The organism is Glycomyces luteolus, assembly GCF_027622875.1.
In the GTDB taxonomy this organism is placed as follows: Bacteria; Actinomycetota; Actinomycetes; order Mycobacteriales; family Micromonosporaceae; genus Glycomyces; species Glycomyces luteolus.
This window is the reverse complement of record NZ_JAPZVP010000011.1, coordinates 35,873-61,244: the sequence shown is the minus strand read 5'-3', so window position 1 is coordinate 61,244 and position 25,372 is coordinate 35,873. Positions and strand designations below refer to the sequence as shown.

Annotated in this window: 17 protein-coding genes; 3 read left to right on the top strand and 14 right to left on the bottom strand. The window is 68.9% G+C overall.

Translation table 11 applies throughout. From position 1 onward, the window contains the following. Positions 1–6: 6 nt before the first annotated feature. The 7 genes from O1R50_RS14995 to O1R50_RS14965 all read right to left on the bottom strand — a co-directional run bounded on the left by O1R50_RS14995 (position 7) and on the right by O1R50_RS14965 (position 14,444). The gene (locus tag O1R50_RS14995; RefSeq protein WP_270110896.1) at positions 7–1,554 is read right to left on the bottom strand and encodes a PfaD family polyunsaturated fatty acid/polyketide biosynthesis protein; all 1,548 of its coding nucleotides are present in this window, start codon (positions 1,552–1,554) and stop codon (positions 7–9) included. Further along, positions 1,551–2,909 (bottom strand): hotdog family protein, encoded by a 1,359-nt coding sequence (locus tag O1R50_RS14990; protein WP_270110895.1) that lies wholly within the window; start codon positions 2,907–2,909, stop codon positions 1,551–1,553. The genes O1R50_RS14995 and O1R50_RS14990 overlap by 4 nt, the downstream gene beginning before the upstream one ends. Next, a complete protein-coding gene (locus O1R50_RS14985; RefSeq protein WP_270110894.1) occupies positions 2,902–8,772 on the bottom strand; it encodes a type I polyketide synthase in 5,871 nt (1,956 codons plus the stop codon). The genes O1R50_RS14990 and O1R50_RS14985 overlap by 8 nt, the downstream gene beginning before the upstream one ends. Before the next feature lie 175 nt (positions 8,773–8,947). After that, positions 8,948–11,080: an MMPL family transporter gene (locus O1R50_RS14980; RefSeq protein WP_270110893.1), complete on the bottom strand. Its 2,133-nt coding sequence runs from the start codon at positions 11,078–11,080 to the stop codon at positions 8,948–8,950. Between the two features lie 359 nt (positions 11,081–11,439). Continuing rightward, complete coding sequence (locus O1R50_RS14975; protein WP_270110892.1) at positions 11,440–12,213, bottom strand: ATP-binding cassette domain-containing protein; 774 nt, start codon at positions 12,211–12,213, stop codon at positions 11,440–11,442. After that, positions 12,210–13,253: an ABC transporter permease gene (locus O1R50_RS14970; protein WP_270110891.1), complete on the bottom strand. Its 1,044-nt coding sequence runs from the start codon at positions 13,251–13,253 to the stop codon at positions 12,210–12,212. Before O1R50_RS14970 ends, O1R50_RS14975 begins: the two co-directional genes overlap by 4 nt. A 114-nt stretch (positions 13,254–13,367) precedes the next feature. Then, complete coding sequence (locus tag O1R50_RS14965; protein ID WP_270110890.1) at positions 13,368–14,444, bottom strand: substrate-binding domain-containing protein; 1,077 nt, start codon at positions 14,442–14,444, stop codon at positions 13,368–13,370. A 69-nt stretch (positions 14,445–14,513) separates the two neighbouring features. On the opposite strand from O1R50_RS14965, the gene O1R50_RS14960 reads away from it, so the two are divergent. Together O1R50_RS14960 and O1R50_RS14955 are read left to right on the top strand one after the other, a co-directional pair. Further along, positions 14,514–15,620 carry a LacI family DNA-binding transcriptional regulator gene (locus O1R50_RS14960; RefSeq protein WP_333490265.1) on the top strand — a complete coding sequence of 369 codons (1,107 nt, stop codon included), beginning with the start codon at positions 14,514–14,516 and terminating at the stop codon, positions 15,618–15,620. Between the two features lie 296 nt (positions 15,621–15,916). After that, the gene (locus tag O1R50_RS14955; protein ID WP_270110887.1) at positions 15,917–17,257 is read left to right on the top strand and encodes a cation:proton antiporter; all 1,341 of its coding nucleotides are present in this window, start codon (positions 15,917–15,919) and stop codon (positions 17,255–17,257) included. A gap of 113 nt (positions 17,258–17,370) precedes the next feature. Here O1R50_RS14955 and O1R50_RS14950 read toward each other — a convergent pair whose 3' ends face one another. From O1R50_RS14950 to O1R50_RS14925, 6 genes are all read right to left on the bottom strand, one after another. Then, a complete protein-coding gene (locus O1R50_RS14950) occupies positions 17,371–17,988 on the bottom strand; it encodes a YceI family protein (protein WP_270110886.1) in 618 nt (205 codons plus the stop codon). A 252-nt stretch (positions 17,989–18,240) separates the two neighbouring features. Continuing rightward, positions 18,241–18,885 (bottom strand): NIPSNAP family protein, encoded by a 645-nt coding sequence (locus O1R50_RS14945; RefSeq protein WP_270110885.1) that lies wholly within the window; start codon positions 18,883–18,885, stop codon positions 18,241–18,243. Next, entirely contained in the window at positions 18,882–19,316 is a 435-nt protein-coding gene (locus O1R50_RS14940; RefSeq protein WP_270110884.1) for an Rrf2 family transcriptional regulator, read from the bottom strand. Before O1R50_RS14940 ends, O1R50_RS14945 begins: the two co-directional genes overlap by 4 nt. A 231-nt stretch (positions 19,317–19,547) precedes the next feature. Further along, entirely contained in the window at positions 19,548–20,705 is a 1,158-nt protein-coding gene (locus O1R50_RS14935) for a 6TM ABC transporter family protein (protein ID WP_270110883.1), read from the bottom strand. Positions 20,706–20,739: 34 nt separating this feature from the next. Further along, complete coding sequence (locus O1R50_RS14930) at positions 20,740–21,351, bottom strand: TetR/AcrR family transcriptional regulator (RefSeq protein WP_270110882.1); 612 nt, start codon at positions 21,349–21,351, stop codon at positions 20,740–20,742. 155 nt (positions 21,352–21,506) lie between these two features. Then, complete coding sequence (locus O1R50_RS14925; protein ID WP_270110881.1) at positions 21,507–22,793, bottom strand: ROK family transcriptional regulator; 1,287 nt, start codon at positions 22,791–22,793, stop codon at positions 21,507–21,509. Positions 22,794–22,979: 186 nt separating this feature from the next. Between O1R50_RS14925 and O1R50_RS14920 the strand changes: the two genes are divergently transcribed. Continuing rightward, entirely contained in the window at positions 22,980–24,482 is a 1,503-nt protein-coding gene (locus tag O1R50_RS14920; RefSeq protein ID WP_270110880.1) for a cellulase family glycosylhydrolase, read from the top strand. 473 nt (positions 24,483–24,955) lie between these two features. Here O1R50_RS14920 and O1R50_RS14915 read toward each other — a convergent pair whose 3' ends face one another. Then, positions 24,956–25,264: a hypothetical protein gene (locus O1R50_RS14915; protein WP_270110879.1), complete on the bottom strand. Its 309-nt coding sequence runs from the start codon at positions 25,262–25,264 to the stop codon at positions 24,956–24,958. Between the last annotated feature and the right edge of the window lie 108 nt (positions 25,265–25,372).

Sequence of the window (25,372 nt, the reverse complement as noted above, 5' to 3'; positions counted from 1 at the left end):
GACTCCTCAGGCGGCCGCAACGGCTTCAGGAAGCGGCGACGGCCGGTATTCGGCGCAAGCTGGCGGTATCCGCACTCCGGCGAAACGCAGCTGAGTGACTCTGGAGTGGAACGCGGCCCCGAGCAGCAGGTGCTCGGCGATGTCGGCCACTCGGCGGTTCTCGAGCGGCTCCAAGAAGGTCGAGCGTGCCCAGAGGTTGAACGCGCCCATGGCCGGACCGCACCATATCTGGTAGTCGCCGAGCCGGTCCTCCGACCCGCTGGTCGCCCAGCGGGAGCTCAGGCCCAGGTAGGAGCGGAACAGCAGGGCCATGCGGTGCCGAGGGTCGGCCTCGGCCCGCTCGAGGCCGGTGGGATCGTGGTCGCGCAGGTAGGCGGCGGTGTCGTCCCAGGCCCGGTCGAGGTCGCGTTGGAAGACCTGCGTCCTCAAGCGATCCATTTCAGACTGCGGAATGGCTTCGATGCTGTCGAACCTGCGGTACAGCCGCGAGAGCAGGGCGGCGCGCTGGGCGAAGAGCGTGCCTTTCGAGAGCACCTGTACTTCGGCGCCGGCCTCGAACATGTCGGCGGCGGGCGCCATCGTGCAATCGGTCGGCCCGGCCTGGGCGAGCAGGCCTTTGACGGCCGGTGAGGTACCCGCCTCGACGCAGGCCTGGTTCACCGAGCCGGTCACGACGTACTCGGCGCCGAGGGCGAAAGCGGCGTGGACGGCCTGCGGTGTGCCGATGGATCCGGCGGCGCCGATCCGCACCGGGTGCGGCCAGCCGGGGATCGCAGCCTGATCGCGAAGGCGCAGCATCTGCGGGACGAGCACCGCGAGCGGCCGGCGGTCGGTGTGTCCGCCGGAGTCGGCTTCGACGGTGATGTCGTCGGCCATCGGCACGTTCCGGGCCAGCCGCGCCTGCTCCGCGGTGACGGCTCCGGCCGCCAGCAGTTCCGTGACGACGGCTTCGGGTGCGGGGCTGAGGAAGAGCGCGGCGATCTCGGCGCGTGAGACCTTGGCTATGAGCCGGTGCTCCGCATGGACGCCGGCGGCCGGGTCGGTGCGGAGGCCGGAGAGGCGGTAACGCACGAGTTCGGGACTGAGTGAGAGGAACGCGGAGGCCTCGATGCACCTGACGCGGTGGCGCAGGTAGACGTCGATCGTTTCGCGTTCCCTCCGGGGAAGCTGCGGTGAGTGGATGAGGTTGGCGGCGTATGGAAGTTCGCCCAGCTTCTGGCTCAATTCGGACACTGCCGCTTCGATCCGATGCGGGTCGAGCCCGGCGGCGCCGAACGAGGCGAGGCATCCCGCCTTCGCGAGGGCCGCGACCAGCCGGGTCGAGGCGATGCCGCCCGCCATGGATCCCGCCATGTACGGGTAGCGGAGCCCGTGGCGGCGGGTGAACTGCGGCGATCCGAGCTTCTCGGGCGGCAACGGCGGCGCGACGGCGAGGAGGGCCGCTCCGGGCAGGGGTTCGTTGCCCGCGGTGATCCGTCCGCCGGAGCGGCTGATGTAGCAGGGGCGGTCGAGGTCGGCGAGGGCCCGGTAGGTGCTTTCGAGGTCGCGGCTCATGGGCGTCGTCCTTCTCCGAGTTCCAGGCACATGCCGTCCACCTGGTAGATGCGCAGGCCGTCGCTGTAGAGGCTGCCGTCGGCGTGGATGCGTATGCGATCGGGTTCCCGTTCGACGCCGCGGAGGTGCACTTCGGCCTGGACCTGGTCGTGGCTGCGCAGCACCTGCCCCCGGTACTTCCAGGACAGTTCGGGCCCGGGCGCGGGGGCGAAGCAGGGGTTCGGCATCGATGCGGTCAGACCGGCCGCGGTGCCGCAGGCCTGCACTGCCTGGAGCAGCATCTCGACGCCGAGGGACCCCGGCATCACGGGATCGCCGGGGAAGTGCTCGTCGAAATACCAGGCGCCCGGATCGATCCGCTTGCGCGCCAGCGCGTATCCCGCGCCGTGGTCGCCGCCGTCGAGGACGACGCGGAGGTCGTCGATCAAGTCGAGCCGGCGGTCCCCTGTTGAGGGGGGCGCGGTCTCGGCGGCGCGCGGCGGGCTGCTCTGGCGTTCGAGCCAGGTCGGCACATGTCGGCCGGCGTCGAGGCCCTGCTGCCGGGCGAGCGCGTCAGGGGTGAAGAACCCGTGCACCGCTTCGCCGTCGTAGCAGGTCTCGCCGTCGAGGTCGACCGCGAAGGCGAAGCGCAGCATGACGGCCCGGTGGAGCGGGGTATGCCCGAGCAGTTCGGTCCGCACCCGCAGGGTGCGGCCGCAGGGCGCGACGCGGCGCAGCAGCCGCGCGCGGCCCTCGAGGTTGCGGCAGACCAGGTCCTCCCCTGGCGCTTCCGCCGCGATGCCGCTGCGGAAGGCGAGCCTTCCCGCGGCCTGGAGGACGATCTCCTGCCAGGCGAGGTTCACGAGCGAGGACCGGTCCTCGGATCGGAACCAGGCGTCGGCGGGGACCGGGAAGTCGCTGAGGAGTGCGGATCCCACTTCGTACCCGCCCGGTGCGCCCTCATACGCCAGCTCGGTGCCGACCATGCGCATGCCCCCTGCGGGGAGCCGGGGACGGATCACCGGCCGGGCCGTGTCGGGTCCTGCGGGCGGAGTGTCGGCCGGAGCTGCGGGGGGCGTCGGCGGTCGTGGCGCTGACGCGGTCGAGGCTCGGGGCGAAGGGATCTCAGGTCGCGGCCGCGGTACGCGGTCGCGGGGGTCCCGGGCAGCGGACCGGGCCGCGGCGAGCAGGTGCTCCGCGACGAGCCGGTGGACGTCCATGACCGCCCGGTGGACCCGCATCGCCTCGGCCAGGAATCGGTCGTCGGCAGGGGCGTCCGGGGGCGGCGGTTCCGCGGCTGACGGCGCTTGTTCGGCGTCCCAGGTCGGATAGGCCCCGATCGGGACGCCGTCGAAGTCCAGCTCGTCGTCACGCATGATGCCCCGTTCCGAAGGCCTGCTCCTGCTCGACGAGGCCGCTGACCTGGACCCATTTGCTGTCGGCCAGCATCTCCGGAGTGACGGTCAGCATCGCCAGCCCCCGCCAGCGCTGGAGGATTCGGCCGTCCGCCGTGCAGGCGCTGACGGTATAGCGGGTGTCCAGGGCGCGCTGCTCGTCGAGGTCGGCGACGATCAGGAAGGGCCGGTCGTCCGGCAGGGGCGCGTACATCTCGACGGCGTCGATCGTCAGCGGCAGGCTCCTGCGGCCGGTGAGCCGCCGTTCAAGGAGCAGAGCTCCCTGCGGCAGCAGGTCGGCAGAGGCGCCGTTGTACCACCGGCCGTTGAAGCCGGGCAAGGAAGGCGCGGCCAAACGCGCCATGACGACCACTCGGTCGGGTCCGACGGCGAGTTCCGGTCCGAGCCCGGTGAGGACGGGCCCGTGGAAGAGGAAGCCTTCGGCGTAGTACGGGTGCGGTTCGAACGGTGGGAGCTCGTAGGAGTCCAGTCCGTCCATTCGGGGCGGTTCGGTCGGCTCGGCCGCCGTCCGGAACCGTCCCCGGTACCGGAGGACGGAAGGGCCGGACGCAGGGTGGCTGCGGATCGCGATGTCGACCCAGTCGCCGTCGCCCGAGGGAGCGGCCTCGAGTTCGAACCGGTCGTGTTCCGAGCCGTCGAAGACCAAGCCCCTGCCGATCCTGACGTCGCGGGCCTCGACCACGGGCTGTCCGCCGTGGAGTCCTTCCAGGGCGTGGGCGCACCAGCCGATCGCCGCGCTCGCCGGCAGCACCGGGGTCCGCTTGTCGAAGGCGTGGTCGCGGAGGACCGGGTGGGATCCGAGGCGGGACAGGTCGCGGCGCACGGTCGCCCCCGGCGGGGTGAGCCGTTCGAAGCTCTGGAACAGCGGGACGGTCGGCCCCAGCACCGTCACCAGGTGGTCCTGGTGCTCGGCGCCGAGCTGCTCGACGAACAGCGACGCGCCGTTCTCCCTGGTGAGCAGGGGAATGCCCTGCTGCGCGTAGATGGCGCGGATGGCGGCGTTGGCCATCCCGCCGGTCCAGGGACCGAAGGCGATGGCGGAGACCCGGCATGCCGGCCGACCGGCCTTCCAGGCGCAGGCGAAACGGTTGAGGGCTTCGTTGGACATGGCGTAGTCGGACTGGCGGAGGTTGCCGTTGAGTCCGGCGACGGAGCTGAAGACCACGAGGTGGCGCAGCCGCTCGGCGTCGACGGCTCCGATCACGGCGTCGAGGCCGGTGAGTTTCGGCCCGACGACGCGCGCGACGGTCTCAGCGGTCTTGTCCTTCAGCCACTGGTCGGCGAGCACGCCGGCGCCATGGATGACGCCGGTGATGTCGGCCGTGTAGGGGGCTAGGGCGGCGGCGACGGCTGAAGCGTCGGTGACGTCGGCGGCGAGGTACTCGGCGCGCACCCCCAGTGCGCGCAGGGTTTGCAGCGTGGTCTCGATCTCGCGTTCTTCGGGCGAGGAGTCCGCTCCGCCGGAGAGCGTGGTCCGTCCGAGCAGCAGGAACCCGCAGCGGTAGCGGCGCGCCGTCTCGATGACGCACCAGGAGGTGACGCCCCGGGCGCCACCGGTCACGACGAACAGGTCGTCCTCGGTGACCTCGGCTGTCTCGACGGGGGTGGGAGGGAGCAGGGGCTGCGGCGTCTCGGAGAGCATGGGAGTGCACCGCGCCGTTCCGTCGTCGCCCACTTCGCGCAGGTCGGTCGCGGCGTCGGCGATCTCCCGGAGCAGGCGTTCGGCGACGTGCTCGGCGGCGAGCTCGGGAGCGTAGTCGAGCGAGCGGCAGAAGAGGCCGTTCGTCTCGAGCGCGACGGTCCGAATGAGCCCGCCGACGCCGCCGGTGAGGGCTCGCTCCGGCCGGCCGCGCGACCCCGCGTAACCGAGCGCGCCGTCGAGTGCGGTCACCGTGACGAGAGCGGCCCGTGTCCCTCCGGCCGCTCCGGACTCCAGTGCCGGTTGCAGCCCCTTCGCGACGAGCAGGGTGTGCGAGAGGCGCCGGATCGCGTCGGCGACCGTTCCGATTTCGGTCAGGGCGATGACAGCGAGGTCGAGGATGCCGTCGTCGGCGATCAGTTCGGACAGCGCGCCGGCGAGGGCCGGCTCGCTCCAGCCCTCCAGGCCCCGCCATGGAGTGCTCCGGTCGGGGGACACTCCGGGCAGTGCGAGCACGGTCGTGCGCCAACCGGAATGTTCGAGCGCTTCGATGACGGCGGCGGCCACGGCTCCGCCGTCATCGACGACGAGGGCGGTCGGTTCGGGCCGGTACGCGTCGACTCTGTAGTCCGAGTCGGGAAGTTCACGCAGGGCGACGTGGGCGCGGCCGAGTGGCAGGACGCGGTTGGTCCGTACCGGAGGCCTGGTGCTCGTCTCGGTCAGCATCGCCCTGGAGAGGTCGACGAAATCGCCGACGGTCCGTCCGGTGGAGAGGCGGTACAGGGACTCGCGGGGTGTATCTGGATAGTGCCGCCACAGTTCCGCGGCGATCTCGACCTGGGTGAGCGAGTCGATACCCAGGTCGACCTGGATGTCCTGGTCGAGTCCGATCATGCTGAGCGGGAAGCCGGTCTTGTCTGCGATGGTCTCCCGAATCAACTGCTCGATGTCGGCGAGGTCGGCGGCGCGGTCCACGTCCGCCGGTTCGGGTTCCGGTTGCGCGGGCGGCGTCGGCTGGACGATCGGTGCGGCGGGCGTCTGCGCGAACGGTTCGGCGGCTGAAGTGCTATCCGTCCGCAATGGACCGGAATCGAGTCCTACGAGTTCCCGGAAGACCTCGTTGGCCAGGGCGTGGGCGCGGCCGAGCGCGATGCCGTGGTCGCGTATCGCCTCGATCTCCCGGGCCGCGGACGAACCCCGGTCGGCGGCGACGCGCGCGATGCCGGTCAGTTCCCGGGCCGTCCGCAGCTGCCCGTCCATGTAGCGGTTGTGGAGTTCCAGATGCTCTGTTGCGATCTGCGCGAGGCCGGCGCCGTCCGGTTCGGCCGCGGGCCGCGGGACGGCGGGCCTGTCGGGGCGGACCGCTGGCGCCGGGCCCTGGCGGACAGGAGTCGCGGGCTGCGCGGCCGGTTCGAGTGCGTCGCGGACGGCGTTGACCGCGAAGTTGGGGCCGCATAGGGACCTTGCGACCGGTGACAGCGCGGGCTGCTCGGCGGGCAGCGGGTCGTACCGGTTCAGGTCCCCGAGGGGGACTCCGAGGACCGCGAGGCGCACCGCGGCCTCCTTCAGTGCAGCGGCTCCGTCCCGCTGAGGGCCGATGTCGGTGGGAAGGACGGTGATGTCCGTCCCGGGGAGTATGCGTTCGACGAGTCCGGAGAGGACGCCGCGCGGTCCGAACTCGACGAAGACTCGGTGGCCGGTCTCGTGGAGTTCCTCGATGCGCCGCTGGAAGTCGACGGGCTGTGTGATCTGCGAAGTCAGGGTCGACCGGTTCGCGTCGGCGTCTTCGCCGTAGGCCGCGCCGGGCGCTCCCGCCAGGACCCGGTGCACCGGTGGCCGGAACGTCGCCGTAGCGGTGGCCTCGGCGAAGGCGCCGACCGCGTGGGCGACGAGTCCGGTGTGGAACGCCGCTGCGACCGGGAGCGCTTTCGCGTGCACCCCCCGCGTGCTGCAGTCGGCGATCATCTGCTCCACCGCGTTCGTCGGGCCTCCCACGACCAGTTCGTCGGGGGCGTTGCGGTTGCACACGGCCACATCCGGATGCGCGCTCAGGATCGGCGAGAGCCGGTCCTCGGTGCAGCGCACCGCGGCCATGGCTCCGGGGTCGGTCGAGGCGGGAGCCGCCATCGCCCTGCCGCGGGCGGCGGCGAGCCTCAGGAAGTCCTCGTCGTCGAGGCCGCCCGCTGCCCAGAGGGCGGTCAGCTCGCCGAAGCTGTGGCCGAGGCTCGTGTCCGGCGCGAAGCCCAGTTCGGTGAGGTAGTGATATTGGCCCATCGCGAGCGCGCCGATGGCGGGCTGGGCGTACTCGGTGCGGCGGAGCCGTTCGTTCGCGGTGTCCCGGTCGGTTCCCGGCAGCGGGAACACGACTTCGGGCAGCGACGGCGAGTCGGGGCAGATCAGGGCGGCGCGATCGAATGCGTCCCGCACCGGAGGGAAGGCGCTCACAGCGTCTCTGCCCATATCCGGGTACTGGCTGCCCTGACCGGTGAACAGCGCCGCGATCCGGGTCCCGTGCGCCATCGCGCGGCGGCGGCAGTAGACGCCGTCGCGGGCCCACTCGTCGATGCCTGCGTGGTCGCGCAGGCCTTCGACTGCGGCCGCGAGCAGGGCCTCGTACTCACGCTCGTCGGCAGAGGTGAACCCGATGCGGGCGTGGTCGGCGGGGATCGGTGCCGCGGGGTCGCCCGGCGCTCCTGAGAGGAGCAGGTCGAGCAGCGCCGCGGGGTCGGGCGCGTGCCAGAGGCATGCCTTCGGCACGCTGCGCGCGGCTCGGCGACCGGGACCGCTAACTCCTTCGTGCTCTTCGAGGACCACGTGGTAGTTCACTCCCCCGAATCCGAACGAAGAGACGCCGCCCCGGCGTACGGGTCGCTGCGGCTCCTTGATCCAAGGCCTGGCGGCACCGCTGATGTAGATCGGGGCGTCGGGCCGACGGGCCTCTTCGCAGGGTTCGTCCACGTTGATGTGCGGCGGGAGGATCCGGTCGTGCAGTGCCAGCGCCATCTTGATGAGTCCTGCGGCTCCCGCGGCGGCCTTGGTGTGCCCGATCTGGGATTTGACGGAGCCGACCGCGACCGAGCGGGGCCTGGCGCCGTCGAGGCACCGGTTGAGTGCGGCGAGCTCGACCTTGTCGCCCGTCGGCGTGCCGGTCCCGTGCGCTTCGATCAGCGAAACGGAGGCGGCCGGTACTTCAGCGTCGTCGTACGCGCGCTTCAGGGCGAGGGCCTGGCCCTCGCCGCACGGCGCGTAGATGCTCGTGGCCGGCCCGTCGGAGGAGTTGCCGATCCCGCGGATCACAGCGTAGACGCGGTCGCCGTCCCGTTCGGCGTCGGCGAGCCGTTTGAGCGCGAGCATGCCGATGCCCTCGCCGATCAGGGTGCCGTCGGCGGCGGCGTCGAAGGGGCGGATCCGTCCGCTGGGCGAGAGGGCGGGTGTCTTGCTGAAGCACATGAACGCGAAGACGGAGTTGTCGACATCGCAGCCGCCGGTGAGCATGAGGTCAGCGCGTCCCAGGACGAGCTCGTCGACCGCGGTGCGGAGCGCGGCGAGAGAGCTCGCGCAGGCGGCGTCGACAGTGGCATTTGCTGCGCCGAGGCTGAAGTGCTTCGCGATCCGTCCGGACACGACGTTGCCGAGCAGCCCCGGGAACGATTCGGGCGTCCACTGCGGCAGCGAGGCGAGGTACCGGCGCGAGAGTTCAGCGGCGTCCTGCGGGGCGAGTCCGGCGTCCGCCGCGGCCCGCTCGATGTCCGGTCCTTGAAGGCGCGCGAGGAGCGGGCTCCCAGTGGAGTTCGCTCCGCAGACGCCGAGGATCACCCCGGTCCGGGCCGGGTCGAACCACGGGGCGCCGGCGCAGCCCGCGTCGCGCAGCACGTCGCGCGCGACGTTGAGGCTCAGGAGCTGGACGAGGCCGATCGAGTCGACTGAGCGCGGAGTGATGCCGAATTCGAGCGGATCGAAGGTCTCGGCGGAGAGGAAGGAGCCCCGCCGGGCGTAGGTCCGGTCGGCGGCGAGCGGGTCGGCGTCGTAGTAGTCCTCAGCGCGCCAGTGGCTCTCGGGCACCTCGGCGATGCTGTCCTTGCCGGCGAGGATGTTGTTCCAGAACTCGCCCACATTCGGTGCGTCGGGGAAGACACCGGCGACGCCGACCACGGCGACGGGCGTGCGGGCAAGCTTGTGCGGCATCGCGTCCATAATTCCCAATTATGCCATAATGGGATTTAATACCGGTTTAAGGGTATAATCAGAAATTGAGCATTATTCCGGTTTTCTGGTGTGGTGTCAGCCGATCCCCGCGCGGAGAGCGCGAGCGCGCCGCCGAGGTCGCCACCGTCATCAACCTCGGCCGCGACGCGTGCCCTCACCGCCGTAGGCGGAGCGGACGCGGCGCCCACCAGTTGGCCGACCCGGCCAAGCGCATCACGGCCGGGACGAGTAGCGCCCTGACGAGGGTCGCGTCCAGGAGCACGGCCAGGGTGAGGCCGACACCGAGGAGCTTCAGCGGGGTCATCCCCGAGGTGGCCAGGCAGACGGTCACCGTCGCGACGATCGCCGCCGACGAGGTGAACAGCCAGCCGGTGCGCTCCAGTCCCAGCGCGGTCGCCTGTACGGTGTCGCCCGTGCGCAGGTACTCCTCGCGGATGCGCGAAAGCAGGAGCACCTCGTAGTCCATGGACAGCCCGAACGCGAGGCAGAACACGAGGATCGGCATCAGCAGATTGGTCGTGCCGGTGACCTGGAAGTCGCCGACGAGCCAACGGAGGTGCCCCTCCTGGAAGATGAACACGATCGCACCGAAGGTGGCCGTCAGGCTGAGCAGGTTCACCGCGATCGCCTTGGCCGGGAGGAACACGCTCCGGGTCAGCAGGAACAGCAGGAACAGCATCGCCAGCGCGATCCACGTGAGGGACCACGGCAGGCGCTCGGCTAGCACGGCCTTGACGTCGACGAGTTCGGCCGCGCTGCCGCCCACGAGCACCGGCTCGGGAGCCGGTTCGGCGCGCACCGCGCGCACCAGGTTCGCGGCGGCAGCGGAGTCGGGTTCGACCTCGCTGCGCACCGCGATCCAGACGCCGCTCTCGCTCGCGTAGCGGTCGAGGCCGGCGCAGTCCGGGACGGTGGGGGCGGTCGCCGGGTCGCACAGGGGCGACAGGCGCACCCCGGCCGAGTACCGGCCGGACGCCGTTTCCACCGACGCCACCTCGGGCAGCGCCGACAACGACCGGGCGTATCCGTCAAGGGCCTCCGTATCCGCGACGTCAAGTTCATCGAGAACCACGTCCACTCGGGTCGGAGCGGAGGGGAAGTCGGTGCGCCACGCCTCAGTGGCCTGGTACGCAGGAGCCGAAGAGGGCAGCAGTCGGTCGTCGCCCAGGGAGAACGCGACGTCGCGGAATGGCGAGGCCAGCACGAGCAGCACGGTCACCACCGGCAGTGCGATCACGACCGGCCTACGCATCACCAACAACGCCGTCTGGTGCCAGAAGCCCTCACGTCCTGGGATCCCCCGCGGACGTCGCAGCCTCGCGAACGGGTCGAAGCGGTCGATGTTCCGCCCGAAGACCGCGAGCAGCGCGGGCAGCACGGTGAGCGCCACGACCGCCGCCAGGGCCATCACCGCTATGGCCGCCATCGCGATCGAGCGCAAGAACCCCAGCGGGAACACAAGCAGGCCGGCGAAGGTCATGATCGAGATCGATGCGGAGAACACCACGATCCGCCCCGCTCTGCGTGCGCTGGCCGCCACCGCATCGGAGACGTTCGAACCGCCGGCGAGCTCCTCGCGGAACCGGCTGACCACGAAGAGGCTGAAGTCCACGCCCATGGCGAACCCCAGTGCGGTCGTGATATTCAGCGCGAAGACCGAGACGTCCATGAACTCGGTCAGTCCCCGCAGGACCGCAAAGGTGCCCACCACCGAGATCACGCCGACCAGTACCGGCAGCATCGCCGCCAGCAGACCCCGGAACACCAGCAGCATGAGCAGCAGCATGAGCGGCAGCGCCAAGAGCTCGGCCAGATGCAGATCGTGGGCCGACCGGTCCTCGATGTCCTGGGCGACGGCCAGCGGACCTCCCGCCTGCACCTGCAATGGCGGGAACGCCCCGTCAACCTCGTCCAGCAGCCGCCTTGCGGCTGTGCGATCCTCACTGGTCGAGAACGGCAATCGCGCCGTCACCAACACGGAGTTCCCGTCGGCGGCGATCAGCGCCTCGCCTCCGGGAGCCCAATACGAGGCCACCGCAGTGGCGCCCGGTTCACTCCGCAACCGGTCGGTGAGGGCGAGTCCAGCCTCGCGCACCGCCGGATCGTCAAGCGGCAGCTCAGAACGAACCACGAGTACGAGATTCGGCTCGGCACCTGGGAACCCCTCCGCCAGCGCCGCATCCGCCAGTGTGGACTCCGACTCCGAGGAGACCATCCCACCGTTGACCAGGTACCGGGAGACCCCGTGCCCGGCCAAGCCGGCCAGGAACGTAACCGCGACCGCCACGGCGATCACCCCGAACCGAAACCGCCTTCGCCGAGGCTTTACGGCGATTACTTCCCTTTTATCAGTTTCGGTATCGAAGGCGAACATGCAGAAGATAATAACTTAGACCCTATTTGTCCTATTATAAGCATTCTTAAGTAGTGTGCCGAGCACCGAATCAAACGGACAGCCCTTCGGCGCCCCGATGCACTCGCACTCCACCAGATCCGAGGTCCGGGCCCGCTCCTTCGCCGCCAGGAGATGGCGCGGCCACCCGCGAGAGATTCCAGCTCGCGGGCACCTCGGGGCCGCCGGTGTTCCACCGCAGCGGCTTCAGCCGCCTCGCCGAGTCCGTCCGAGACACGACGCGGGGACCCTCATTACTCCCCCGCTTCCCGGGCTCCGGTCATGATGGCCACCGCGTCGGTCATCGAGTGGGTCTCGGGGGTGATCGTCGCGGCGCGCTTGCCGAGCCGTTGAATATGGATGCGGTCGGCCACCTCGAACACGTGCGGCATGTTGTGGGAGATGAGGATGACCGGGACTCCCCGGTCCCGGAGATTGCGGATGAGTTCGAGCACCTGGTTCGACTCGCGCACGCCCAGGGCCGCGGTCGGCTCGTCGAGAACGACCACTTTGGAGCCGAACGCCGCGGCCCGCGCGACCGCCACGGCTTGGCGCTGGCCACCTGAGAGGTTCTCGACCGGGACGGTCACATCCTGGAGCGTGGTGATGCCGAGGGCGCTCAATTCGGCCCTCGCTCGGCGCCGCATCCCCTTCGTGTCGACGACGCGCAGCAGCGATCCGAGCAGCCCCGGTTTGCGCTCTTCGCGGCCGAGGAACAGGTTGGCGGCGATGTCGAGTGCCGGCGAGAGGGCCAGGTTCTGGTAGACCGTCTCGATGCCGTGGGCGCGGGCGTCCTGAGGGCCCTTGAAACGCGTCAGGCGGTCGTCGAGCCAGATCTCGCCCTCGTCGGGGATCTCGGCGCCGGTGAGGCACTTGATCAGAGTGGACTTCCCGGCCCCGTTGTCCCCGATGACCGCGAGGACTTCTCCGGGGTAGAGCTCGAGGTCCACGCCGTCGAGGCCGACGACGCGACCGAAGGTCTTGACCAGACCGCGCGCTTCGAGGATCGGAGTCTTGTCGGTGTTCACTTGCGCGCCTTCCTGATCCACTGGTCGACCGAGACGGCCGCGATGATGAGCACGCCGACTGCGAACGTCTGCCAGAGCACATCCAGTCCGGCAAGCGAGAGTCCGTTGCGGAACACGCCGACGATGAGCGCGCCGAGCAGCGTGCCCCAGACGGCGCCGCGGCCGCCGAAGAGGCTGGTGCCGCCGATGACGACGGCGGTGATGGAATCGAGGTTCAGATCGACGCCGATGTTCGGCGACGCGGCGTTCGACCGTCCGATCTGGATCCACGCGGCGACCGCGAGGATCGCGCCGGAAGCAAGGTAGACGCTGGTGAGCACCCGGCTCACCCGGATGCCGGCCAGGCGCGCGGCCTCGGGGTCATCGCCGACGGCGTACACGTGGCGGCCCCACGCGGTGCCGTGGAGGATGAGCGCGACCGCGACATAGAGGACGCTCATCATCACCACGCCGAGCGAGATGTTGACGCCGCCGAGGGCGAACGTCTCGCCGGTCAGTGTCAGCTGCGACGGCATGTCGCGCCCGCGCACGGTGGCGCCGCCCGAGTACAGGAGCGTCAGCGCGAGGAAGACGTTGAGCGAGCCGAGCGTGACGATGAACGGCGGCAGCTTCAGCCGCGTCACCAGGAATCCGTTCGCCGCGCCGGCGGCGAGCCCGACTGCGAGGCCGAGCCCCAGTCCGGCGAGCGGCGGGAGTCCGTTGTTGACCGTCGTCTGGGCGATGACCATGGAGGCGAGCACCATGACCGCGCCGACCGACAGGTCGATGCCGGCGGTGAGGATGATGAGGGTCTGGGCGAGGGCGAGCGTCCCGACGACCGCCACCTGCTGGGTGACGAGCGAGAGGTTCGACGGCTCGAGGAACCGGTCGTTGAGGCCGCCGAAGACGATCACGGCGAGGACGAGGACGATGCCGGGGCTGATCGCCGGGTGGCGGTGCAGGACGCCCCTGACCCGGTCGAGCGGCGTCGTGCGGTCGAGGAACTCCTCGGCCAGGTCGGGGGCGGAGGCGGGGACCTCCGATGCGGATTGCTGACTCACGTGTACTCCGTTGTTCGTGACTGCGGGCGGCCGGGCCGGCGGGCGAGGGGTGGCTGGCGCGCCGCCGCGCCGGCCCAACCGATTTCCGAAGAGGGACTTGAGGATGCGGCCGGGTCAGCCCCAGCAGAGCTCCTTCGCCTCGTCGGTGGTGATGGCTTCGATGCCGTCGTGGGGCTGGTCGGTGACCAGCTCGACGCCGGTGTTGTAGAAGTCGAGCCCTTCGGTGGTCTCGGGGGCCTCCCCGGTGTCGACGAGCTGCTTGATGGCCTCGACGCCGAGCTCGGCCATCTTCACCGGATACTGCTGGCTGGTGGCGCCGATGATGCCGCCGGTCACCGCGTCCACTCCGGCGCAGCCGCCGTCCACAGAGACGACGACCAGGTCCTCAGTGGCGCCCGCGGCCTCGAAGGCTTCGTACGCGCCGTAGGCGGCGGGCTCGTTGATCGTGTAGACGACGTTGATGTCGGGGTTGGCGCTGAGCAGGTTCTCGGCGGCGGTGCGGCCGCCGTCCTCTGCCCCCTGCGAGGCCTCGTGGCCGACGATTTCGAACTCGCCGCCGGAGTACTGGCCGGTGGACGCCTCGTCGCCGATGACCGCGGGGTCGCCGATGTCGATGCCCATGCCGTCCAGGAAGCCCTGGTCGCGTTGGACGTCGACGGAGACGATCTTGTCGTCGAAGATGTCGATCATGCCGATGACGGCCTTCTCGCCGCCGAGCTGGGCGGCGGCCCACTGGCCGATCTTCTGCCCCGCAAGGAAATTGTCGGTGGCGAAGGTGATGTCCGCGGCCTCGGTGTCCGAGGGCGGCGTGTCGAGCACGATCACGTAGAGGCCCGCGTCGCGCGCCCGGATGAGCGCGTCCTCGACGCCGGGGCCGTTCGGGGTGATGAGGATGCCGGCGTCGCCGCGCGAGATGGCGTTCTCGATCGCCTGGATCTGCGTCTCCTCGTCGCCGTCGCTCTGCCCCGCCGCGACCGAGAGCTCCACTCCCGCATCCTCGGCGGCGGCCTCGGCGCCCTCCTGCATGGCGACGAAGAACGGGTTCGACGTGGTCTTCACGATGAGGGAGACGCCGATCGTGTCGCCGTCGGACTCGGACCCGCATCCGCTCAGCGCCAGCGCGGCGCCCAGGGCGAGCGTGCTCGCGATCGGAAGGGCGCGGCGGAATCCGCCGCGAATGGTGCGATTCATGGGGGAATCTCCTCCGGGGTGCGAGGGCCGCAGCCCTCTTGACAACGATGTCACCTACAGGTCTATGGCATGAGCACCGATATAGTCAACCGCAAGGCGAGAATTGGAGATCGAATCGTGACATCGTTGTCAAATGCGGCGCCGGCACCCGGAGGACGCCCCCGCTCCACCATGCGGCAGGTGGCGGAGCGTGCGGGGGTGAGCGTCAAGACCGTCTCGCGCGTCGTGAACGGGGAACCGTCGGTGGCGCCGGCGACGCTCCGGCGTGTCCTGAGCGCGGCCGCCGCCCTCGACTTCCAGCCCGACCCGCACGCGGGCAACCTCCGCCGTTCCGACCGCCGCACACGAACCCTCGGCCTGCTGATCAGCAGCGTCGACAACCCCTTCGCCGGGGCCATCCACCGCGCGGTGGAGGACGCGGCGATCGGCCGCGGCTTCGCCGTCTTCGCCTCCAGCCTCGACGACGACCCGGAGCGCGAGGAGGAGGCCGTCGCCGCGTTCACCAGGCGCCGCGTCGACGGACTCATCCTCACCACCTCCGCTCAGGAACAGAGCTATCTGGAGCCGGAGGTGCGCCGGGGCACCCCAGTGGTGTTCGTCGACCGCCGACCGACCGGGATCGCCTGCGACGCCGTCGTCAGTGACAACGCCGAGGGCGCGGCGGCGGCCACGCGGCATCTGCTGGCCCACGGCCACCGACGACTCGCCTACCTCGGCGACCGCCCTGCCATCCAGACCGCCGGGGAGCGCCGCCGCGGATTCCTCGAAGCACTCGGCCAGGCCGGCGTTCCCGTCGGCGATGCCGTGATCGTCGAAGACCTCCACGACGAGACGGTGGCCCGCAAGGCCCTGCTGCGCCTCCTCGACGGACCGGAGCCGCCCACCGCGGTCTTCAGCGCGCAGAACCTGATCACGATCGGCGCGCTCCGCGCCCTGCGCGAGCGCGGACGCCACCGCGACACCGCCCTCATCGGCTTCGACGACGTGGCCCTGGCCGACCTGATGGACCCCGGAGTGACCGTGATGGCCCAGCACCCGGACGACATCGGACGCATCGCGGCCGAGCGCGTATTCGCACGACTCGACGGCGACGACTCCCCAGCACAGCGCATCACCGTCGACACCACCTTGATCGAACGCGGCAGCGGCGAAATTCCCGCCCCATCAAACACATAGGACGATCGCGACGAACGTCGAATCAGGCGCGGCGGTCCGCTCCGTCGAGGTCAGCATGCTGGCCAGCATGACCGAGACCGAGCAACCAGGCGCGTTAGGGATCCTGCAGAGCCCTGCACGACGGCAACGAGTTCCCAACGGCTGCAGCGGCCTGTCAGCAGGGCCCAACCGGCCAAACGGGCCATGACGACACGTTTCGCCACTACGATGGCGTTTGTCGTGCCGCCGGAAGCCCCGTAGTCAGCAGGAGCGGGCGACCGGCCGAAACCCTGGACGCCGGATGGCGAGGAGATCTGATGGCCGGACTGACCGTGCTCACGGTCGTCATCGTGATCTACACGCTGGTGGCGTCGAAGCTCGACCGGTGGTGGATCACCGGTCCGATGGTGTTCGTAGCCGCAGGGGCGCTCCTCGGGCCGGGCGGCCTGGACCTGCTGCCGCTGTCATTGAGCAACAGAGCGGTGCTGACCATCACCGAGCTGACCCTCGCGCTGCTGCTGTTCACCGCCGCATCGACGGTCCCGCTGCGCGACGTCCGGGACGACCTGGGCTTGCCCAACCGGCTGCTGTTCATCGGCCTGCCGCTCACGATCATTGCCGGCGCAGTCGCGGCCCACCTGGTCTTTCCCGGCGTGACATGGGCGGCGGCGGCATTGATCGCAACCATCCTGGCACCCACGGACGCCGCGCTCGGCCTGGCGGTCGTCACCGACAAGGCCGTGCCGGTGCGGATCCGGCGCGCGCTCAACATCGAAAGTGGCCTCAACGACGGCATCGCCACACCGATCGTCACCCTGTTCATCGCCATGGTGGTCGCCGAAGAGTCCCTTGGCGACAAATCCTGGGGGCTGGAAGCGGTCAAGGAGATCGGACTGGCGATCGCCGCCGCGGCCGTCGTCGGCTACCTCGGCGGGGCCCTGCTGTCCCACGCCAAGGCTCGAGGATGGACTTCGGTGGTATCGGAGCAGATCTGCATCCTCGCCCTCGCGCTCCTCGCCTACCAAGGGTCCGTCGCGATCGGCGGCAACGGATTCGTCGCGGCGTTCGTCGGCGGCCTGCTTTTCGGCGCCGCGACCCAGCGCCGCCTCGCCGAGCGCACCGAGTTCACCGAGACGCTCGGACTGTCCGCCGGATTCGTCGTCTGGTCGCTGTTCGGCGCCCTGTTCGTCGGTGAACTGCTCGTCCACGTTCTGTCGGCACGCCCGATCTTCTACGCGATCCTCAGCCTCACCGTGATCCGCATGGTGCCCGTGTTGATCGCGATGATCGGCACCCGCCTCCGACCGGCAACCCTGGTCTTCATGGGCTGGTTCGGCCCGCGCGGCCTCGCCTCGGTCGTCTTCACCCTGCTCGCCCTTGAGGAGTTCGAGGAAGGCAACGGCAGGCTGCTCGTGGAGACCGCGACATGGACGATCCTCCTCTCCGTGGTGCTGCACGGACTCTCCGCGTCGCCGCTGGCCGCCCGATACGGGGCGATGATCGGCAGAGCGAGCGACCTTCCCGAGAAGACGCCGGCCGCGGAGCCGAACATCCGCCTCCGCGACATCGGCGCCCGCCGCAATCCCGCGGAGCAGCGAATGAACTCCGAACCTCCAACGACAAATCCGGAGAAACGGAAGAACCCCGGTCACCAGTGAAAGGCGACCGAGGTTCGAATAGACCATCTCGGGTCGGGCTGGCAGTGTGCTCATTCAGGCCATAGGAAACCCAAGCTCATCCCCCTCGACACCTTCAGCTCCGCCTGCGAGTCCTACGGCATCCCGGCCTCGGTCGGAACGAGTTCGGTCTCGAACTCGACGCCCACCTCGTCCGCCAGCTTGAGGGCACCAATGAAGACCGAATACGGACCGATGCCCCACCGCGACAGCGCAACAATCGCAGAGCCTTGGACACGACGAGCACCGATCATGGTGCAGTCGACCGTGATCGGGCGAGTCCGACCGACGATCGAGAGATCGCCATGGAGAGCGAACGCGTCGGGCGACCCGCTGATGTGAGTGGACACGAACCTGATATCCGGGTATTTAGCGGTGTGCAGGAGCTGGTCGCCGCGCAGGGCCCGGACGATTTCGGCGCGATCGCCGGCAGTGAGCGGCTTGAGTCCCCCGGTGCCCTCGACGACCTTCAGGGAGTTGACCTCCACTGCCATAGCCACGCTGCTCGAAGCGGGCTCGGTGGTATCGACCGAAGCCCTCCCCTGCCAACTCGAGGCTTCGATCGTCAGATCATGCCCAGCTCGCCGCCCCAGACCGGTACGACCGGTATGCAGGCTCAGCCGTCCGTGATCGGACCCGAAGACGTACGTTCCGCCGTCTATTGCCATTCCAGGTCTCCACATGTTGTAGGAGCCAAAAATTCTTGCCAGCATGCCAGATCCAACAGTCGCCCGCATCGCGGCGTCCCGGACAGCGACGCCCTGACTGTGAACTTCCTCGATATCGACCCGAGGGGTGTTCGATGTGGCGCCAGGACAGTTCAAGGTCTTGAAGGGCGGCCGCGCCGTTTATTGCCGCCGCGGGCAACGGTGGAACGCTGATGATCGGCGGTTGCTCGTTGGCAGGTGTACGCCCGCGGAAGCGACTGCGGGACGGCCCGACTGTGTCGGCGTCCCGGCTGCCGGTCAGCGCAGTTGTGAGCGCGCGGTGGATGCGAGACGCAGCGTCTGCATCAACTCGGGTGCGATGCGCTCGGGCGCGTCGATCTCGCCGGCGGCGAACCAGACGAGAACGTGCTCGCCGGTGCGGACCGGCAGAGCGGGGAAGGTGTTCTCGGCGGGTTCGGTCACCAAGCAGGCGGCCAGGCGATCACCGAGGGCCGCGCGGACCCGCTCGGCCGTCGCCTCCGCCGAGTCGGCGTCGACGCGGTGCACGGCCGCGGTGAGGCGCGTCGGCGCCGGGCGGTCCCGCAGCCCCGGGCGGGCGTGCCGGGGTCGCGGGAACCCCGCCCAGGGAGCGGCCGGGCGGAGCAGGAGCACGTTGCCGGAGTCGATCATGGTGGCGTTGGCCGCGCCACTGTGCTCCTTCCACACCGGACCGGTGTAGAAGTCGGTGAGCGCGTCGGCGCGGGAGGCCATGTCGCGGAAGCCGCGGACCCACACGAAGCGGTCGGGGCGGTCGAGGTCGCGGAACTGGCCGACGATCCACATGCCGGTCGCCTCCTGGGATTCGATGAACTCGCGGTCGAACAACTCGATCAGGTCATCGCGCCGACCGGTGCAGAGGGTGTACTGGCGCAGTTCGAACACGGTGGCGCCGGGGGCGGTCATGTCGTCTCCTGGGATGCGAGGGTCCGGGCGAGGACGTCGGCAATGGTGCGGTCGGCCAGTTCCCGCCGGACGGCCGCGTCGGCGGCGGCGTAGACCTCGGTGAGCACCGGCCTGATGCCTTGGCCGACAGGGCATTCGAGGTTGGGCGTGCTGGGGTGGAGCGCGAACAGCGGTTCGGCGCCGAGGGCTTCGTGGACGTCGAGCACGGAGATGGCTTCGGGTTCGCGGGTCAGGCTCCAGCCGGCGCCCCGCCGCGACGCGACGAGTCCCGCGGCGCGGAGCTCGCCGAGGCTGCGGCGCACGATGACCGGGTTGGTGGCAAGGCTCGCGGCGATCTCCTCGGAGGTCATGACCTCGCGGCCGCGGCGACCGGCCAGCGCCATCCAAGCGAGCGCATGGACGGCGGTCGTCAACCGGCTGTTGGCCGCCATGTGCGCCTCCTGTTGCGTGCGTTCCGAATCCCACCGATCGTAACATTTCTTGTTACAAGTTTGGTGAGAGGCCGCGCCGACGCCGACCTGGAACGGTTCACTGCTTTCGCTTCCGGTGCATCGAGATCCTCAAAGGAGCGTTTCAGGCGGTGGAAAGGCATGCCGCCCTGATAGAGAACGGCCATGGCCGGGCGGAATTGGAGGGTTTTGTCCGGCCAGGGCCGTCTTTTTTCACGGCTGATCAGCGCCCGCTGCCCTCACGGCAAGGTAGACCGCACGCACCGCCAGTGTGCGTTCGACATCGTCGATGATGGGGGCGAAGAACTCCCGTCGGTGCTCGGCGTCGGTCATCGAGATTACCGAGAAGTACATGCTGCCGAACGCGGCGAACAACGTCGCGTTCTTCAGCAGCGCGACGGGCAATTCGCTCCAGATAACGGAATACACCGGCGGGCCGCCGATCCACTGCTCGGCAGTCGCGGGGGTGACTACCGCGACGCCGAGCAGCACGAAGAACGCGAACAGTGCGACACCGATGAATGCTGCTTGCAGTAGTTGGCGACTTGCGAGCATGACCAGGAGATTGCGTACTTGACGGCCGTTCAAACGGGTCGGCGGAAGTGGCCCGCCGTCTGTCAGTTCCTCGACCGGGACGGCCGCCATCGGCGTCTTGCTGCAGGCTGAGGCCAGCACCGAAGGGCGCAGATCCTGCTCGACCCGGCCGATTTCATCGCGCAAACGAGTGGCCGCCGCCAGCACCGTGATCACCCCGAACAGGGCGACCACGAGGACGACCCGCCACCATGGCAACCGGTTCATGGCCTGCCAGATCTCCCCGGTGAAGAACAGAAAGAGCGTGACGAACAGAATCGCCGGCAGTGCCCGCCCGAGCAGATGCAGGCTGTTGCGCAGGTCGTACACGAGGTGCCGAGTCGCACGGCGCAGCAGCGTGCCGAGGCCGTACGTCGTCGCCAGCGCGGTAGCCGTGAACACGAGCCCGAAGAAGATCACGAAACCCAGTAGTCCGACCGCGTTATCCCCAGGTGGTGTGATCACGTCGTCGACCGCCAATTGCAGCAGCGGCACGGCGAACGGCATGGCCGCGTAGGCGATGAGGATGACGCCGATCGCGGTTCGCGAGAAATGCGGTTGGCGCCGAACGAACACCGATACACCCAGCCATGCGGCGGCCGTCAACGCCAGGACCGCGCCGAGCCAGACCCAGCGCTCTGAGCCCAATGACTTCAGTGGCACCAGCCAGGCCAGGCTCGCGAACGTCACGATCGCCAACGAAGGCAGCATCCTGGGCAGCACATGCGAGACGAAGGCGTATCCCTCGATCATGGTCGGCATGCCCTGCCGCACGAACCACCGCTCGGTCTGACGCACCAGGGCTGGCGAAGTCGCTCCCAACGGCATCGAATCACCGATCCTGGGACGCAACGGGGTTGCTGACGCAGTTGGCGAGAAGTTCGACGGCGGCGATGCTGGCCTCGTCGTCGCGCATGGTGAGCCAGTGCTCGGTGAGTCCGTCGATTCCGGCGAGAATCACCGCTGCGAGCGTGCGGAGCTCAACGCTGGGGCGATCGGGTTGCCATCGTTCCAACTGATGCACGACGAGGTCGGAGAACTGTCGGCGCTCCCAACGGCTGAGTTCGAGCAGTTCCGGATCAGTGCGGGCGGCGACCGTCAGGTCGGCGAGCACCAAATACTGCGCTGGATTCTCCCTCACTCGAGCGAGTTGGGCATGCAGCACCTTTGAGAGGCTTGCCGTAAAGGAATCGCTGCCAGGGTCGAGTTGCCACGCGGTCGCCAGGGTGCGCTCGCTCTCACGCTCGAGCAGTGCACGGAGGAGCGCGCTCTTCGAGTCGAAGCAGTAGTGGAACATCCCTTGCGGCACTCCGGCGGCCTCGGTGATGGCCCTTGTGGATGAGGCGACGACGCCTCGCTCGGCCATGACCTCGACCGCCGCGTCCATCAGCTGCTGCCGTCGCTCGGTAAGGCTGCGGCGTGAAGCGCCGGATTCGATGCTCATCGCGCCATGTTAGCAGTCTTGCACAAATGACTCGGTCAGATGACTTGGTCAATTGACCAAGATCGGTGGAGAGTCATTTTCAACAGCCGGCGAGCGGTGGACTCGGCAGAAGAGCTGCGTCGACTGCGCTCGCCGCACCAGCGCCTGACTCCAACTCAGATCGATGCACTGGTGGCACCCGCGACAGCGACCACCGGTCGGGCATGGCTGCCGGCGCCCCTGCCCTCCTCAGTCCGAGTCCGGCCATGGGTCAGCTCGCTTTGCAGCACGAGGGCCGCTGCGCCGATCGCTGCTGCGTCGGGGCCGTTGACCGACGGCATCACCCGCACCGGGTGCGTCCGCCAGGTGACGGTGCGGCGGTCCACTTCCTCCTGGATCACGGTCTGGTAGATAGAGCCCGCTACCGCGAAGCTTGGACCGGCCAGGACGATCGCGTCCACATCGAAGAGGATGGTCATGGTGACGGCGGCGGCACCGAGGTAGCGGGCCGACCGCTCGATGAGGTCACGGGCGGCCGGATCGCCGGCGTTGGCGGCAGCCGCGATCCGCGCGAACTCAGTGAGGAAGTCGGCGGTGTCGGGGTCGGGCACCAGTCGCTCGGCCAGCGCGGGCGTGGCCGCGGCCTGCCGGACCAGGGCTGACGGGCCGGCGTAGTTCTCCAGGCAGCCGACGTTGCCGCACGGGCACTCGTCGCCGTTGACGTCGATCGACATATGGCCGAGTTCTACGCTGTTGGAGGAGCTGCCTCGGTATACCTCGCCGGCGACCACGATCCCGCCGCCGATCCCGCTGGCCATGTAGATGCAGCCGTAGGTGCTTCGTCGGTCGACCGCGCCCATCCAGTATTCGCCGATCGCGGCGGCCGCGGCGTCGTTGTCGAGCAGCACGGGCAGGCCAAGGCTCTGCGCGAGTCGCTCCGCGACCGGGTATTCGAGCCATGGTTCGGAGGGCTGCGGGCTCAACAGCATCCCCGCGCGGCGGTCCTGCGGGCCGTAGCTGACCAGCCCGACCCCCAGCACCCGGTCGCGGTCGACTGCAGCCGTGGCCAGCAGGGCGTCCACCTGCGATGCGATCATCGGCAGTGCCTGGTCCGGCGGCATCGACGCCACACCATGGAACGAAGTTCGGGCCACCGGCCGGCCGGCCAAGTCGACGATGACGATGACGCAGGCGTTGCGCTCCATCTGGACTCCGACGCTGTAGCGGGCCCCGGGGTCGAGCTGCACCAGCGTGCGCGGCTTGCCGCCGGTCGGCGCACCTCGGCCGGCCTCGACGACCAAGCCGTCGTCGATGAGCTCCCGCACGAGCTCGGAGATCGTGGCGCCGGTAAGACCCGTCGCTGCCGCGAGCTCGACCCGGCTGATCGTGCGGGCCGCACGGATGGCGTCCAGGATCAGACCCCTGGTCCTCGACTTGCTCGTCCACGTCGGGCTGAGCGCCACGTGTGCCTCCTTCGCTGTGCTTTGTCAGGCCGCCTTACTTACCCGCCTGCTCGCCCTTTCGCCCGATCGGCTGCACGATGATCACTAAGCATAGATCCATGTGAATGCTTGACTTTATTCGGGTGTCTAACTAAGGTGAAAACGGAAGCGCTCCCATCCTTCCCTCACGAGCATCAAGGAGCTTAGATGCGACATCGTCAGACACTGTTGGTCGCCGGCGCCGTCGGCGCACTAGTACTGGGCGGCTTGGCAACGGCGACCCTTCCCGCATCGGCGGCCACCTCGGGCTGCACGGTCACCTATACCGTGCAGAGCGAGTGGCCGGGCGGATTCCGCGCCGACTTGAACGTCACCAACCTCGGCGACGCGATGTCCGACTGGACATTGACCTTCGACTTCCCGAACTCCGGCCAGAAGGTCACCCAAGGCTGGGGTGCCGTCTGGACCCAATCCGGCGCCGGCGTCTCCGCCTCCAGCATGAGCTGGAACGGGTCACTGGACACCGACGACTCCACCTCGATCGGGTTCGTCGGTGCATGGCGCGACGCCAACCCCGAACCGGCGTCCTTCGCGCTCAACGGCACGCCCTGCACCGGCTCGACGACACCGACCGGGGGTCCGACCACCACCCCCAGCGAGGACCCGACCACCTCCCCGCCTGACGGGCCGGCGCCGCAGCTCAGCGTCTCGGGCAACCAGATCGTCACCGAGGACGGCGATCCGTACCGGCTGCTGGGTGTGGACCGGTCCTCCGCCGAGTTCGCGTGCGTGCAGGGCAAGGGCCTGTTCGACTCCGGCCCGGTCGACCAGGCGTCCGTCGACGCCATGAAGGCCTGGAACATCCACGCCGTGCGCCTCCCGCTCAACGAGGAGTGCTGGCTCGGCCTCAACGGCTCACCCAGCGGCGCCGCCTACCAGGAAGGCATCAAGGACTACGTCGATCTCCTGGTCGCCAACGGCCTCAATGTCATCCTCGACCTGCACTGGACCTGGGGCGCCTACACCACAGGACCGGACTGGCATTGCACCGACGTGCACGCCACCTGCCAGAAGCCGATGCCCGACGCGCAGTACGCCCCGCAGTTCTGGGCCGGCGTCGCTGAGACCTTCAAGGGCAACGACGCCGTCGTCTTCGACCTGTTCAACGAACCGTACCCGGATATGGCCAGCAACTGGGACAAGACGTTGGGCTGGCAGTGCCTGCGCGACGGCGGCACCTGCGCCGGCATCGGGTACGAGGTGGCCGGCATGCAGGACCTCGTCGACGCGGTCCGCGACACCGGTGCCACGAACATACTCATGGTCAGCGGGCTTGAGTGGACCAACGACATGCGGGAATGGCTGGCCTACATGCCGAATGACCCGCTGAACAACATCGCCGCGTCCTGGCACTCGTACAGCTTCAACCGGTGCGTCACCGAGTCCTGTTGGGACAGTGAGATTGCCCCGCTGATGCAGGAGGTGCCGGTCGTCCTCGGCGAGTTCGGCCAGGACAACTGCGGGTTCGACTACATGCAGGGGCTGGTGGACTGGGCCGACGCGAATGGTTTGGGCTACCTGGCGTGGACCTGGAACCCGTGGGGCTGCACCAGCGGCGCGGTCCTCATCAAGGACTGGTCCGGCACCCCGGAGCCCGGTGTGGGCGAAGGCTACCGGAGCCACCTGCTCACTCAGAGCCCCTACCTGTGACCCGACGAGACGCTTAGGCCGTGTTTACGGACTGAGAAAGACTCCTGTTGAGTTCCGTTGTGACACAACAGAACTCAACAGGAGACTTCCATATCGAACCTATTGCGGCGCGGGGATCTGACCGAGCATCCACACATGAGGGTCTTATTCGAAGCCAGGACAGAAGTACAACAACACACGCAAAATTCGCGAAACCGACTGCTGGCGGCCGCCGGGAACCTCCCGATCGCGCCCGGCGGCCCGAAATTACCGACCAGTAACTCCGCTATATCAATGGACGAAATACGAAAACACCGGGAACATCATCGATGTTCCCGGTGTCCGTTTGTCGCTGACAGGACTTGAACCTGGGACCCCTTGACCCCGTTCTGCCGCTGTCGTATCTCCCGCACGGGCCTCGACGCATACCCTGGACGCTCCTCAGGTCCGTGCATTGGAGCAGGATAAGCCGGTCAGCGTAGGGTTAGGCTGCGTTAGAGGTCTAGTGGCCATCCTTGCGGGTCACTGGCGTGAAGCTGTACAACCTCATCGCCTGCCTTCACTGCGGCACCGATGACAAGCGCTTCCGGGCCGATCTCGATCTCCGCGTCCCCGTGCACCAGCGACAGGGTCATCCCGCCGCCGTTGATGATGGTCGCTTGTTCTTGTGTGAGGGGTTCAGTGTGGAATTCGGCGCCCTGATGGTTCGGGATGCCGAGGCGGAAAAGTACTCGCCCGTCGATAGGGTGTTCGCCGTCAACGTGAAGCGTGCCGGCGTCAAGGTGTTCGTAGTCGCTGAGCATGGTGCTGATCGTATGGCGCGCCGAGTGGCTGCGATGCGAAATCGCGGACGAGGATTACGAACGGGCCGGACGGCGGACCACTCCCACCGATGGGTCGTGGGCCGCCGA